Raw genomic sequence first — 12,898 nt, 5'->3', positions numbered from 1 at the left:
GAGAGTGTGCCAAGTGCTCGTTCGCCGTGCAAAATAGCACAGGATCAGAACGAGGTGAACTATGGCTTGTAAGGCGGAAGAGCTGAGACAGATTCCTCTGTTTGCGCTGCTCGACGATGAAGAGATAGGGGTGCTGGCAGCACAGGTTGAGATCAAGAAGTTTGCTGCACGCCAACGCATCTACAAGCTGGGCGAACCGGGGAAACACGCCTACGTGATGGTTTCGGGTACGGTGCGGGTGACGACAGTGGACCGAGATCACCAGGAGGTGCTCGTGGATGAACCCCACGATGGTGAGTTCTTTGGCTTTGCTTCGATGCTGGAGGACACACCTCACCAAACCACGGCACTGGCGATGGAAGAGACGACCTGTGTTGAAGTGAGCCGTGACGATATTGCGGCTCTGCTACAGCAAAAACCGATGGCGGGGATGGACATGTTGACCGTCGTGAGCCGTCAGTTTCATGCGTCACAGGAGCTGGTGCGGCTTCGAGCCAGTCGCAACTCAAATGACGTGATCGAAGAGGAGATGAGCTTTGGAGACCGCCTCGCGGATTCGGTCGCACGATTCGGTGGGTCGTGGATTTTTATCATCTTATTCGGATCTGTACTTGTGGTTTACGCTTCGGCAAATATTGCTCTGAAGGGGAGAGCCTGGGACCCCTATCCGTTTATTTTGCTGAATCTGTTTCTGTCGATGCTGGCTGCCATCCAGGCTCCAGTGATTATGATGAGCCAGAATCGTCAGGACACGAAAGACCGGGTGCGTGGTGAGTTGGACTATGATGTGAATCTTCGTGCTGAATCCGAAATTCAAAACCTGTCGGGCAAGCTGAATATGCTGTCGGAAAAGATCGGCGACGTTGATGATCTTTTGCGGGAACATTTAAAGATGAAAGAACAGTTGCCTGGAAGGTAGTGACGAAGAGAAAGAGAACAACAGGCTTGCAGCTCGTGCCGGAGCGTGTTCGTTATTGTTAGGTTGCCTCACGGCACATACGACTTCTTTACGACCTTTCTACACCTTCTTTATGGATCCACTGTTTGAATGAAGAATACGCGCGGAAGCGTGAGATTCCGTCATGCGCAGCGGAAGACCTTAGGGTTGAGTGGCTGTGGAGGCTCGGATGGGAAGGCTTCGTTCGGAGGCAGGATTATGTGGGATTTAGGATGCGTCGGTGCTAGTGTGTTTTTTTTTGTGATCGCGATTGGCTACACGACAGGATGTGAGCGGTTGGGGATGAAGGAGAAGCAGGGATGATCGAGACATTGCTGCTTGGCCTTGTAACCGTACTGTTACTGATCTATCTGGTTTATGCGCTGCTGCGCCCTGAAAAGTTTTAAGAGGAAGTAGTTATCATGACCGCGAACGGCTGGTTTCAGGTTTTCGTCTTTTTTGCATTGATATTGGTATGTGCAAAGCCACTGGGTCTGTACATGGCTCGCGTCTTCGAGCGCGAACAGACCTGGGTAGATGTTATCTTTCGTCCGATGGAGCGACTCGTCTATCGCCTGGCGCGCATCGACGAAACGCATGAGATGACTTGGAGCGAATATGCGGTTGTCATGTTGCTCTTCAGTCTGGTCTCTATGTTGGCAACGTATGCGGTAGAGCGGCTACAGCAGTGGCTGCCCCTCAATCCTCAGCATCTCGCATCCGTAGCTCCTGATCTCGCGTTGAACACGGCGGCGTCTTTTACGACGAATACCAACTGGCAGTCCTATGTGCCTGAGACGACGATGAGCTATTTAACTCAGATGCTCACCCTTGCTTACCATAACTTCTTTTCGGCAGCCGTCGGAATGGCGTTGGCGGTTGCGCTAATCCGGGGTATTTCACGGCGAGAGTCGAAGACGCTGGGAAATTTTTGGGTTGATGCAACGCGCGCCTCGTTGTGGGTTCTTCTTCCGGGTTGTTTGATCTATGCGCTCTTGTTGGTCTCGCAAGGCGTAGTGCAGAACTTTCGCCCCTACGATCAGGCAAAGCTCGTGCAGGCGCAGACGACAACTGTGGCAGGCCCTGATGGCAAGACGACGACCCAGACTCTGACGACGCAGAGCATTGCGCAGGGTCCAGTTGCTTCTCAAGAGGCGATCAAGATGCTTGGGACAAATGGTGGAGGGTTTTTCAATACGAACAGCGCACACCCATTCGAGAACCCAACGCCTCTCTCCAATTTGATGCAGATGATCTCGATCTTCCTGATACCCGCTGGGCTGACGGTCACGTTGGGGCGAATGACGCGAGCACCAAAGCATGGCTGGGCAGTCTTTGCTGCGATGGCTTCGCTCTTTCTTGTCGGTGTATTTGTGGCGTACTACGCGGAGGCGCAGGCGAACCCACTCCTCCACTCGGTGGATCAGCATGTCTCCGTAACGCAGGCCGGCGGCAATATGGAAGGCAAGGAAGTACGGTTCGGCATCGCCAATTCGGCCCTGTTTGCGACAGTGACAACGGATGCGAGCTGTGGTGCGGTAAACGCCATGCACGATTCGTTTATGCCGCTCGGAGGTTTGGTCCCGATGGTCAACATCATGCTGGGCGAGGTGATCTTCGGTGGGGTGGGAGCGGGGCTCTATGGGATGTTGATCTTCGTCGTACTGGCTGTCTTTATAGCCGGTTTGATGGTTGGGCGGACGCCTGAGTATCTGGGCAAGAAGATCGAATCGTATGACGTGAAGATGGCCATGCTTTATGTGCTGATCTTTCCTTTGTCGATTCTGGGATTTTCGGCGGTGACCCTGATGATGCCGCAACTTGGCCTCTCGTCGCTGGCGAACACGGGACCTCATGGTCTATCGGAGATTCTCTACGCCTACACGTCAGCGACTGGAAATAACGGATCCGCTTTCGCGGGCCTTAGTGCGAATACGCATTGGTACAACTTATCGCTGGCGGCAGCGATGCTGATCGGCCGATTCCTGATGATCGTTCCGATGCTGGCTATCGCCGGTAGTCTGGCGAAGAAGAAGCTGGTTCCTCCATCGCCGGGAACTTTTCCTGTTCATACGCCGCTATTCACGGTGCTTTTGGTGGGCGTTGTTCTTATCGTTGGCGCGCTTACTTTCTTTCCCGCTATCTCGCTCGGTCCAATTCTTGAGCACCTAATGATGCACGCTGGCAAAAGCTTCTAGTCCAGAGAAAACAGATAACCATGGCAAATACCCGCAAACGCTCCTTATGGGACAGCAAAATAGTACGCCGCGCGCTGGTCGACGCGTTAGTCAAGCTGAGTCCGCGCACGATGATGAAGAATCCGGTGATGTTCGTTGTTGAGATCGGCAGCGTGATTACCACTATCTATCTGCTTCGCGATAGTCTCTCGCATCGCGGGTCGTTTCAATTCGATCTGCAGATTACGTTGTGGCTCTGGTTCACCGTACTATTCGCGAACTTTGCGGAAGCGATGGCGGAAGGCCGCGGCAAGGCGCAGGCGGACGCGCTGCGGCGTGCGAAGTCGGAGACGACTGCAGTGCGGCTTCGCATAGACGGGAGCACGGAGGAGGTTCCCAGCTCGGATCTGCGGGCGGGGGATCATGTCATTGTTATTGCTGGTAATATGATCCCCGGCGATGGCGAAGTAATCGAAGGCGTGGCTTCGGTGGATGAGTCGGCGATCACGGGTGAGTCTGCGCCGGTGATTCGCGAAGCTGGTGGAGATCGGTCCGCGGTTACTGGTGGAACGCGGTGTTTATCGGACCAGATCAAGGTGAAGATTACGTCTAACCCCGGTGAGACATTTCTGGATCGCATGATTGCGCTGGTTGAAGGCGCGGAGCGACAGAAGACTCCGAATGAGATCGCTCTGAACATCCTCCTTGCGGGCTTGACGATCATCTTCTTGCTAGCTGTGGTGACGTTGCAGCCGATCGCGATCTATTCGACTGCGCCGCAGACGGTGTTTGTGCTGATCTCGTTGCTGGTGTGTCTGATTCCGACTACGATTGGCGGGCTGCTTTCGGCAATTGGGATTGCTGGGATGGATAGGCTGGTGCAGCATAATGTGCTGGCGATGTCGGGGCGCGCAGTTGAAGCGGCGGGTGACGTGAATACGCTTCTGCTGGATAAGACGGGAACGATTACGCTGGGCAACCGTCAGGCTGCGGAGTTTATTCCTGCGCCAGGAGTGAGCAAGGATCAGCTTGCGGATGCGGCGCAGTTGTCGTCGCTGCCGGATGAGACGCCGGAGGGGCGCAGCATTGTGGTGTTGGCCAAGGAGTTGTACGGTCTTCGCGGGCGCGAGTTGAGCGAGTTGCAGGCGGAGTTTGTGCCGTTCAGCGCGGTAACGAGAATGTCGGGCGTTAACCTTGATGGGCGGATTATTCGGAAGGGTTCGACCGACGCGATTGCCGCATTTTTGAAGGAGAATGGCGGAAGTTTACCGGATGAGGTGCGCGCAGCGGTTGAGACGGTTGCCCGTAGTGGGGGTACGCCGCTGGTGGTGGCTGAGAATCGGCAGGCACTGGGCGTGATCCATCTGAAGGACATTGTGAAGGGTGGAATGAAGGAGCGGTTCGCGCAGCTTCGGTCGATGGGGATTCGGACGATCATGATTACCGGTGATAATCCGTTGACTGCGGCGGCGATTGCGCGCGAGGCCGGTGTCGACGACTTTCTCGCGGAGGCGAAGCCCAAGGACAAGATGGACCTGATTCGCCGCGAGCAGGCCGAGGGCAAGCTGGTCGCGATGACGGGCGATGGAACCAATGACGCTCCTGCGCTGGCGCAAGCCGATGTGGGTGTTGCGATGAACACGGGCACTCAGGCGGCGAAGGAGGCGGGGAATATGGTCGACCTCGACTCAAACCCGACGAAGCTGATTGAGATTGTGGAGATCGGCAAGCAGTTGCTGATGACGCGTGGCGCTCTGACGACGTTCTCGATTGCGAATGACGTTGCGAAGTACTTTGCGATTATTCCGGCGATGTTCGCCGCTACGTTTCCGGTATTGAATGCGCTGAATATTATGCATCTGAAGACGCCGCAGTCGGCGATTCTCTCTGCGGTGATCTTCAATGCGCTGATTATCGTTGGGTTGATTCCACTGGCGCTGCGAGGCGTTGGTTATAAGGCCATGTCGGCGCAGGCGTTGCTGCAGCGCAATCTATTTATCTACGGTTTCGGCGGTCTTGTTGCTCCTTTTCTTGGTATCAAGCTCATCGACATCATCATCACTGCCATTCATCTGGCCTAAGGAATTTTATGCGTCGCAATCTGATCACCGCTGTGCTTTATACCGTTGTTACGACTGTTTTGTTCGGCTTGGTCTATCCGTTTGTTGTGACCGGGCTGGCGCAGGTGCTGTTTCATGACAAGGCTAACGGGCAGCTTCTTTACGCGGGTGGAACGCTGATTGGCTCGCGTATTATTGGCCAGTCGTTTACAGCTCCGCAGTACTTTCACTCACGGCCTTCGGAGGCGGGCATTGGATACGATGCTGCGAACTCGAGTGGGTCGAATCTTGGTCCGACGAACAAGAAGCTGATCGACCGGGTAGCGGGGGATGTGGCGGCGTTGCAGGTCGATCATCCTGGAGCGAACGTGCCGATTGATCTGGTCACGGCTTCGGGATCGGGACTGGATCCTCACATTACGCCAGCGGCTGCGGAGTTTCAGGTGGCTCGCGTTGCGCGGGAGCGACGTTTGAGCGAAGATGCTGTGCGACGTCTGGTGGCACAACATACCGAGGGGCGTCAGCTTGGGTTTCTCGGAGAGTCGCGGGTGAATGTGTTGATGCTGAATCTGGATCTCGATCAGGCGGCTCCTGCGCAAAGATAGATGGGTACCCCCCTCCTATTACCTGCGCGTAAGCTGAGTATTATCATGGATTTGCGCATAGTCTTGGCCGGCAAAATATTCATAAGAAACGGGTTGCGTGCAGATTCGTTCAAACAAAAGGGTTATGGGATTAAAAGCAAGGAGCCCCGGTATTCGCCGGGGCTCTCTTTATGCATAGTTCTATTGTAGCGGTTTGAGAGTAACTAATACGCCACGCGAAAGAGCAGGGATGGCGCGGCTTTTTGTGATTTTGGGGCTTGACAGAATTTTCCGGGGCTAAAGCCCCTTGCGCTGTGGACGGCTTCTTCCATTGCTACGGAACCCCCGCAATTGAATCGACGGCACTTCTCCGGTAAACCGGTTGTACCTCCACACAAAATGGAGCGGATCGGTAAACACACAAGCCGACTTTTCGTGCTATCTTTTCAGCGTTCGGCAATTGTGCACAGTTCACCTACTGTGCGTATCCGTCTATCGTTCATCCTTTGGGGAGGTGACGAATGACGCGATAGGCCATTGGGTTCCAGCCATTCGGGGTTCTAGCCATTCGGGTCCTACTTGACGGTCCTTAACTTTAGGGCAAGCAGTCTGAACTTCAGGGGAGGTCGAATTGATTATCACTCCCACATTCACGTCCGGGTTCGACACGAATTTCGGAGTCAACGCAACGGCGGCCAAGGCAGCATGGACGGCGGCGGCCAAGGTCTTCACCGACGCATTCTCTGACGACATTCACGTCAATATCACGGTTGACGCGGTAACAAAGGCGACAGTTTTCGGAGAGAGCTTTCCGGCGACCGTGTCTATCTCGTATGCCGATCTTTACGATCAGGTCGTTGCATACGCATCGACGCAAAACGATGCCATCGCGATCGGCCCTGGCGGCTCGATGACCGCAACCGATCCCACCAATGGCGCCGGAACCTGGCAGCTGATGCGAGCGCAAGCCAAAGCGCTTGGCCATATTCCCGATGATATGACTGACGATGGAGGCACGACCTTCGGAGTGGGAAACTCTTTCACGTTCTCCGGTCCAATCGCCCCGGGAACATTTGATTTTCGGGGGGTTGCTGCACATGAGATCTCCGAAGTGATGGGCCGCACCGGCCTCTCCGGCGGAAACAATTCGTTCAGTCTGATCGACTGTTTTTCCTACACTGGTGCCGGAATGAAGTCACTCGGCGGTGGTGCCGGGAACTTCTTCTCGATCGACAACGGGGTCACCCTGCTGAAGGAGTTTAATGATTCTGCCGCAAATCATTTAGATACCCGGGATTGGGCGGGAGGCACCAACGACTCGTTCAATCAGTTTTCCGACTCAGGTGTGGTCAATCCCGTCTCGGCTGTCGACTTGCAGCTTATGGATGTAATCGGGTACGGCAGGGTCGATCCGATCGGGAGTCTGATCGAGACGGTGGGCCAGATCTCGTTCCTGCGGGCTCACGAACTCGGCAGCGGATACGGCAAATCGCCAAATTTTCTCGACTGTGAGGTGGTCGTGCAGCTCGCTGAGGAACCGCTGCGTGCGTTCGGCTTTCAACTGCGTGCCGACCCGAACGGACCCACGCGCAGAGAGATGTTCGACATGCTTCGATCCGCCTTCATCGCCGGGCGGCCAATCCGGCTCGATTACGTTACCATCGGCCCCCGCGCAGGTGAAATCATTCGCGTCGCGAACCCATAGGAGACTACCCATGTCCAACTTGCTCGAAAAGACAGGAAAAATCGTTTTTCTCCGCGCCCACGACCTCGGCACCGGCTACGGTCCTCCCAACGATGCCCTGGATGTTGAGGCCGTATTCATCCTCAACGCAATCGGCGATGGTGCCTATGGCTTTCAACTCCGAAACGACGACAACCTTCCGGCCCGCCAGGCAATGTTCGGCCTCCTGCGCGACGCCTTCGTGAACAATCTGCCCGTCACCGCCGACTATCTCATCGATACCGGCAAGAACAACGGCATAGCGATTCGCGTCGCACTTACCCGGAGCCAAATCGCTCAAAAGCCTCCCGTAGCGTTGGGTCAGGTAGCACATGGCCAGGTAATGCCCGCCCCCGGTGCCGGCGGCAAAGCGGCTCGAAGCGAGCCGAAGCCTCGCAAAGCTCGGTGATTACTTGCGGTAAGTAATAGGCCACGCGAAAGAGCCGGAATGGCGCAGACTGCCACGACTCCCGATCTCCGGCGATAGCTGCCTTGGGGAAGAGGCCAAAGATGACTACTTGCAAACGAATCCCACGATTAGAAACGCGAAAGCTATCGTGAGGAGAACAACACGCCAGCGGTGAAGCAGATCCCATCTGCTCCGGTAAGTCTTCCAATCGGCAGGCGGAGTGGACTTTTCCCACGATGCGATACGGTTGTTGATCGGCACGAGGGCGGTGACCGTATACAAAATCGCCAACATCCACAAAACGGCCGATGTAGTGATCCAGATCGGTAAGCGACCAGATTGGTGCCATTGGATTACAAGCTCGGCTAAAGTAAGCAAAAATACAAGAATGTACCAAAACGGCATGAACCTCCCCTGCACACGAGCGAGGGCGCTTGCGGCTGGCAGATGAACATCATCCGGAAGTTTATCGAGCGTTGGATGAACAAACGCGGCGATGGCCAGTTCAGATCCAACCATCAATCCAGCGACGATAATTGCAACGACATTTAGGACTTCCATCATGAATTCCTCCATAAACAACACCTTGGAATGAGTTACATCATTTAAGAGGGGAGCTTGTTGAAGGTATAAGGATTGTCGATTCAACGCCAACGATGTCTGATACATCAAAGTTCCTGATGTCCTCAGCGAATTCTGTGCTTTGCATATACCGCCGAACGACCTCGCCGGGTTCTTCGCCCGCCGCATAGGAGGCCAGCACGAAGAACCTTGGCTCGACATCCTCCTTGGCAGTCCAGAAGCCGTGGGCCTCAATCCCGAACAGCGGAAAGCTGCTGAGATGACGGGGATAAATCTGCTCCATGTAGAAATCGAGCGCGTCTTTGGTGCGCAGTTTGTACACGCGAAGTTCAAAGGTTCGCATTGTCGCCTCCTATTGCATAGACATGGGTTAGCAATACTGGTTGAGGCATTTCTCTCAAATGGCATGGATCAACAAGAGGCCAACGACCAGCATCACCGCGCAGGTTACGCCATGAATTGAGAGCGCTTTCGACCTCGACCCGCCCGACCCCAGAACGATTGACATGTCGCCAAGAGGGGTGATGGCTAATACGAGTAGGGCTATGCCTACCGACCGCGTACCCATGGTCAGCATCATCGTCAGCACGACCAATCCAGATGCGATGTCCCGAATTCCTTTAAGGCGTAGCCAGGCACGAGTGTCAGCATCGGATGCAGGCGGCTCAAGACCAAATGATCCTGTCATTCGTTCAGGAGATATAAGGTAGAAACAACCGATGACAATGATCGCCACAGCCATGAGAGCAGCTAGAGAAAGCGGTATGGCGTTACGCATAATATGTCTCCTTGTTATAAAATCTAGCAACGCTATATAAGATGCAAAGCATTTGGAAAAGTTTCACTGTCCGCTAAATTATTCTAGCGGTGCTATAATTTCTATCAATGGCGTCGACGCTAACACCTAACCGAATTGCGGAACGAAAACTGCGTGACAAGCAGGCCCGCCGGGCACAGATCATCAGTGCCGCACGACGAATCGCGGAGCTTGAAGGGTGGTCCAACGTAACCGTTCGGCGGCTATCCGACGAAATTTCATACAGCCAACCCGTCTTGTACGCTCATTTTGGAAGCCGCGAAGGGATTCTCGCCGCGGTTGCTATCGAGGGTTTCCAGGAGATGGGCCTGGCTTTGGAGAAGGCACGGAAACGGGTTAAGCGTGGAAATACGGTCGAATCGGTCGCGGCCGCGTATCTGGAGTTCGCCGCGTCTTCACCCGCACTGTATGAAGTGATGTTTTCGCTCAGCCTGAGCGTGCCATTCGATGACGCGGCTACTCCTCCGGAGCTGCGTTTCGCGTTTTCCCAACTCCTGGAGTTGTTTCCGGGGCAGAGCTCGAAGTCAGAGGTTATATCGGAACTGTTTTGGGCGAGCCTCCATGGTATCGCCGAGCTAACAAGAACCAAGCGATTTCCGCGCAGCCGTCAGAAAGAGCGCGTGAGGGCGCTCGTCGAGATCTTCACTTTCCCAAGATGAAACGGCACAGGTGGTGAAAGCGCGATGACTGTAATAGGCGCGCTCTCGTCTTTTCGCGAGCTAGGCGAGATGAGTCCTCACAAACGCGCTTCTCGTCACTTGGAGGGATAGTCGGCATAGCGGACAAGCGGCAGTCAGGGCGGCACCGTCAGAGATCCTATCTTTGAACAGGCGGTTGGCGCTAGAAGACAGCGGCCCTCTTAATGCAGAGGCAGCCCCGCGAAAGGCAGGCCATGGAAATGACAGAGTGTGGGCCTTGTTTAGTCCATCTCGGAGTTTAGTTTAGGGGAGTGCGGGGAGACTTGGGGGCGGAGGTGCATAATGTTGGTTTGTGACTCGGATGCTTCTTCGGAGTCAGACTCCCGCTTTTCTATGTGTGAATGAGGTTGAAGGAAATATGAATGGATTGCGTTTTGGAAGAGTTGCTGTCCTGTTTGTTTTGGGCTGCGTGATGAGTGTTCCCGGTCTGTCGGCACAGAGCGCAACGGGTGAAAAGGGCGATCTGATTTCGCTGAATCGTGCGACGAGTGCTGCGGCGCTGCCGAATGGCTTAGAGCTGAGGGATGGCGAGGCGAGGGTTCAGATTACCGCGCTGCGAGAGGATGTTCTGCGTATTCGAGTCTCGAAGACGGGGAAGATGCCGGAGGATGCGTCGTGGGCTGTGCTTCCGGGCTCGCGAACAAGCTCCGTTGCCACGGCCTATCGCGCGGAGGCGAGCAAGGCTGGTTTTCGTACGAAGGCACTGCAGGTTTCTGTGGACCGCGCGACGCTTGCCGTCACGATCAGCGATGGGAGCGGCGGAGTTTTGTTGCAGGATGCGCGACCGGTTGAGTTTCACGGCGATCACTTCCGCGTCTACAAGAGGATGCCGGCAGAGGAGCACTACTTTGGCCTGGGAGATAAGACGGGGCCGCTTGATCGCAGAGGTGGTGCCTACGAGATGTGGAATACAGATCAATATCGCTTTCAGGAGAGCAGCGATCCGCTTTATAAGGCGATTCCGTTTTTTGTCGCGGACAATGCGGGGAGATCGTACGGGTTGTTTCTGGATAACACGTGGCGGACGAGCTTTGATTTTGGGAAGGAAGACTCGGAGGCTTACTCGTTTGGCGCCGATGGCGGACCGATTGACTACTACTTTATCTATGGGCCAAAGCCGAAGCAGGTGATGGAGGGTTATGCCTGGTTGACTGGTCTTACGCCGCTGCCTCCGCAGTGGTCCCTGGGCTTTCAGCAGTCGCGTTACTCCTACATGACGGAGGCGCGGGCGCGCGAGGTGGCAGACCGTATGCGTGCGGATCGGATTCCTTGTGATGCGCTCTATCTGGACATCGACTTTCAGGATCGGAACGCGCCGTTTACGGTGAACCAGCAGGCGTTTCCGAAGTTTCCCGAGTTTATTCAGGAGTTGAAGGAGAAGCACTTCAAGCTGGTGTTGATTACGGATCTGCATATTGCGGATCGAGCGAATCAGGGATACGCGCCTTACGACACGGGGATAGCGGGCGATCATTTTGTGAAGAATCCGGATGGGTCGGTGTTTGTGGGCAAGGTGTGGCCTGGGCCATCGGTGTTTCCTGATTTCACAAGGAAAGAGTCGCGGGTGTGGTGGGGAACTCTCTATAAAGACTTCTATGAGGATGGAGCAGCTGGGTTTTGGAACGACATGAACGAGCCTTCGGTGTTCGAGACGCCAACGAAGACGATGCCGCTGGATGTGGTGCATCGGATCGATGAGCCGGGCTTTGTGGCGAGGACTGCGCGTCATGCGGAGATTCACAACGTGTATGGCATGGAGAACTCGCGGGGGACCTATGAAGGCCTGCTCGCGTTGAAGCCGAACCAGCGGCCTTTTGTTTTGACTCGGGCTACTTACGCGGGCGGTCAGCGGTATGCGTCGACTTGGACGGGAGATAACTCGAGCAGTTGGAATCACCTTCGCATGAGTACGCCGATGCTTCTGAACCTGGGATTGAGCGGGTTTTCGATGGCGGGTGACGATATTGGAGGCTATGCGGGTTCGTCCACGCAGGATCTGCTGACGAAGTGGATTGAGGTGGGGGAGTTCAATCCAATCTATCGCGACCACACCGAAAAGTTCACGGCGGATCAGGAGCCGTGGGTGGGTGGTCCTGAGGTAGAGGCGGTTCGGAGGAAGTACATTGAGGATCGGTATCGGTTGATGCCGTACCTTTATACGTTGGCGGAGGAGAACTCCCGCACAGGTGTTCCGATGATGCGGCCTCTGTTTCTGGAGTTTCCTGATGCGACTGCAGACAAGCATCCGCTTGATCTTGATGCTGCCAATGAGTTTATGCTTGGACCGGATCTGTTGATCGCGCCTGCGCCTTATCCTGAGGCGCCGGATAGCTATGCGGTAACGTTTCCTCCGGTGGGTTGGTATGACTACTGGACGGGAGCGAAAGTTGCGGCTAGTGCTCGTGAGGCGGTGGCGGTGAGTACGGGTGCGGCGCTGGGAGTGGGTGCGCTTCAGTCGGTGACGATTAAGCCTGAGGTGAATGTGTTGCCCGTGTTTGTTCGGGCGGGGTCGATCCTGCCGTTTGCGCCGCTAGTCGAGAGTACGCAGGAGAAGCCGGATGGTCCGCTGACGCTGAAGGTCTATCCGGGCGAGGGATGCGCGGGCTCACTGTATCAGGATGACGGAATCAGCTTCGCATATAAGGAGAAGGATTTTCTGCGCGTGAAGTATAGCTGCGAATCGACTGGCGATGGTTTGCGCCTTCACGTTGGGGCGCGAGAGGGGAGTTTTCAGCCCTGGTGGAATCGGGTAGAGGTGACCATCTTCGGTTGGAACGTTGCGCCGGGGAAGATTACATACGGCGGCGAAGCGATTGCGAACTCTAGATTCGATGAGGCGATGCACTCGCTGACGATTCTGTTGCCGGAGAGGCCTGAGGGCGGGGAGTTGGAGGTTGCCGGGAGGTAGGTT

General features: G+C 55.3%; 13 protein-coding genes and 1 pseudogene. 11 read left to right on the top strand and 3 right to left on the bottom strand.

The genetic code is table 11. From position 1 onward, the window contains the following. Window positions 1-61 precede the first annotated feature (61 nt). From HDF12_RS00075 to HDF12_RS00040, 8 genes are all read left to right on the top strand, one after another. Window positions 62-919, top strand: a complete 858-nt coding sequence (locus tag HDF12_RS00075) for a DUF1003 domain-containing protein (protein WP_179580200.1) — start codon at window positions 62-64, stop codon at window positions 917-919. A gap of 129 nt (window positions 920-1,048) precedes the next feature. Then, entirely contained in the window at window positions 1,049-1,261 is a 213-nt protein-coding gene (locus tag HDF12_RS00070; protein WP_179580178.1) for a hypothetical protein, read from the top strand. Beyond that, the gene (kdpF, locus tag HDF12_RS22725; protein ID WP_179583160.1) at window positions 1,258-1,344 is read left to right on the top strand and encodes a K(+)-transporting ATPase subunit F; all 87 of its coding nucleotides are present in this window, start codon (window positions 1,258-1,260) and stop codon (window positions 1,342-1,344) included. Before HDF12_RS00070 ends, kdpF begins: the two co-directional genes overlap by 4 nt. Before the next feature lie 15 nt (window positions 1,345-1,359). Next, window positions 1,360-3,135, top strand: a complete 1,776-nt coding sequence (kdpA, locus tag HDF12_RS00060; protein WP_179580198.1) for a potassium-transporting ATPase subunit KdpA — start codon at window positions 1,360-1,362, stop codon at window positions 3,133-3,135. 20 nt (window positions 3,136-3,155) lie between these two features. Further along, a complete protein-coding gene (gene kdpB, locus HDF12_RS00055) occupies window positions 3,156-5,195 on the top strand; it encodes a potassium-transporting ATPase subunit KdpB (protein WP_179580196.1) in 2,040 nt (679 codons plus the stop codon). 8 nt (window positions 5,196-5,203) lie between these two features. Next, window positions 5,204-5,779, top strand: coding sequence for a potassium-transporting ATPase subunit KdpC (gene kdpC / locus HDF12_RS00050; protein ID WP_179580195.1), 576 nt, complete (start codon window positions 5,204-5,206; stop codon window positions 5,777-5,779). Between the two features lie 610 nt (window positions 5,780-6,389). Beyond that, entirely contained in the window at window positions 6,390-7,463 is a 1,074-nt protein-coding gene (locus HDF12_RS00045) for an NF038122 family metalloprotease (RefSeq protein ID WP_179580194.1), read from the top strand. A gap of 10 nt (window positions 7,464-7,473) precedes the next feature. Further along, the gene (locus HDF12_RS00040) at window positions 7,474-7,890 is read left to right on the top strand and encodes a hypothetical protein (RefSeq protein ID WP_179580193.1); all 417 of its coding nucleotides are present in this window, start codon (window positions 7,474-7,476) and stop codon (window positions 7,888-7,890) included. A gap of 105 nt (window positions 7,891-7,995) precedes the next feature. On the opposite strand, the gene HDF12_RS00035 is transcribed toward HDF12_RS00040, so the two are convergent. The 3 genes from HDF12_RS00035 to HDF12_RS00025 are packed head-to-tail and all read right to left on the bottom strand — an operon-like array spanning window position 7,996 to window position 9,250. Next, window positions 7,996-8,559 carry an anthrone oxygenase family protein gene (locus HDF12_RS00035; protein WP_179580192.1) on the bottom strand — a complete coding sequence of 188 codons (564 nt, stop codon included), beginning with the start codon at window positions 8,557-8,559 and terminating at the stop codon, window positions 7,996-7,998. Continuing rightward, window positions 8,492-8,815 carry an NIPSNAP family protein gene (locus HDF12_RS00030; protein ID WP_179580191.1) on the bottom strand — a complete coding sequence of 108 codons (324 nt, stop codon included), beginning with the start codon at window positions 8,813-8,815 and terminating at the stop codon, window positions 8,492-8,494. Before HDF12_RS00030 ends, HDF12_RS00035 begins: the two co-directional genes overlap by 68 nt. Window positions 8,816-8,869: 54 nt before the next feature. Next, window positions 8,870-9,250, bottom strand: a complete 381-nt coding sequence (locus HDF12_RS00025) for a DUF4267 domain-containing protein (protein ID WP_179580190.1) — start codon at window positions 9,248-9,250, stop codon at window positions 8,870-8,872. Between the two features lie 107 nt (window positions 9,251-9,357). Here HDF12_RS00025 and HDF12_RS22100 point away from each other — a divergent pair. The 3 genes and pseudogenes from HDF12_RS22100 to HDF12_RS00015 form a co-directional block, all read left to right on the top strand. Then, window positions 9,358-9,558, top strand: a pseudogene (locus HDF12_RS22100) (helix-turn-helix domain-containing protein); the annotation flags it as partial. Between the two features lie 33 nt (window positions 9,559-9,591). Beyond that, the gene (locus HDF12_RS22095; RefSeq protein WP_257025533.1) at window positions 9,592-9,948 is read left to right on the top strand and encodes a TetR-like C-terminal domain-containing protein; all 357 of its coding nucleotides are present in this window, start codon (window positions 9,592-9,594) and stop codon (window positions 9,946-9,948) included. Between the two features lie 397 nt (window positions 9,949-10,345). Next, window positions 10,346-12,895, top strand: coding sequence for a glycoside hydrolase family 31 protein (locus HDF12_RS00015; protein ID WP_257025276.1), 2,550 nt, complete (start codon window positions 10,346-10,348; stop codon window positions 12,893-12,895). The last annotated feature ends 3 nt before the right edge of the window (window positions 12,896-12,898 follow it).

The organism is Tunturiibacter gelidiferens (assembly GCF_013410115.1).
GTDB lineage: Bacteria > Acidobacteriota > Terriglobia > Terriglobales > Acidobacteriaceae > Edaphobacter > Edaphobacter gelidiferens.
The sequence above is the reverse complement of the archived record's forward strand: the minus strand, read 5'-3'. Positions and strand labels throughout refer to the sequence as shown.

Coding starts and splice junctions, on each gene's coding strand:
- kdpB (WP_179580196.1), top strand. CDS start 3,156: ATGGCAAATACCCGCAAACGCTCCTTATGGGACAGCAAAATAGTACGC.
- kdpC (WP_179580195.1), top strand. CDS start 5,204: ATGCGTCGCAATCTGATCACCGCTGTGCTTTATACCGTTGTTACGACT.
- kdpF (WP_179583160.1), top strand. CDS start 1,258: ATGATCGAGACATTGCTGCTTGGCCTTGTAACCGTACTGTTACTGATC.
- kdpA (WP_179580198.1), top strand. CDS start 1,360: ATGACCGCGAACGGCTGGTTTCAGGTTTTCGTCTTTTTTGCATTGATA.
- HDF12_RS00040 (WP_179580193.1), top strand. CDS start 7,474: ATGTCCAACTTGCTCGAAAAGACAGGAAAAATCGTTTTTCTCCGCGCC.
- HDF12_RS22095 (WP_257025533.1), top strand. CDS start 9,592: ATGGGCCTGGCTTTGGAGAAGGCACGGAAACGGGTTAAGCGTGGAAAT.
- HDF12_RS00015 (WP_257025276.1), top strand. CDS start 10,346: ATGAATGGATTGCGTTTTGGAAGAGTTGCTGTCCTGTTTGTTTTGGGC.
- HDF12_RS00075 (WP_179580200.1), top strand. CDS start 62: ATGGCTTGTAAGGCGGAAGAGCTGAGACAGATTCCTCTGTTTGCGCTG.
- HDF12_RS00025 (WP_179580190.1), bottom strand. CDS start 9,250: ATGCGTAACGCCATACCGCTTTCTCTAGCTGCTCTCATGGCTGTGGCG.
- HDF12_RS00070 (WP_179580178.1), top strand. CDS start 1,049: ATGAAGAATACGCGCGGAAGCGTGAGATTCCGTCATGCGCAGCGGAAG.
- HDF12_RS00030 (WP_179580191.1), bottom strand. CDS start 8,815: ATGCGAACCTTTGAACTTCGCGTGTACAAACTGCGCACCAAAGACGCG.
- HDF12_RS00035 (WP_179580192.1), bottom strand. CDS start 8,559: ATGTATCAGACATCGTTGGCGTTGAATCGACAATCCTTATACCTTCAA.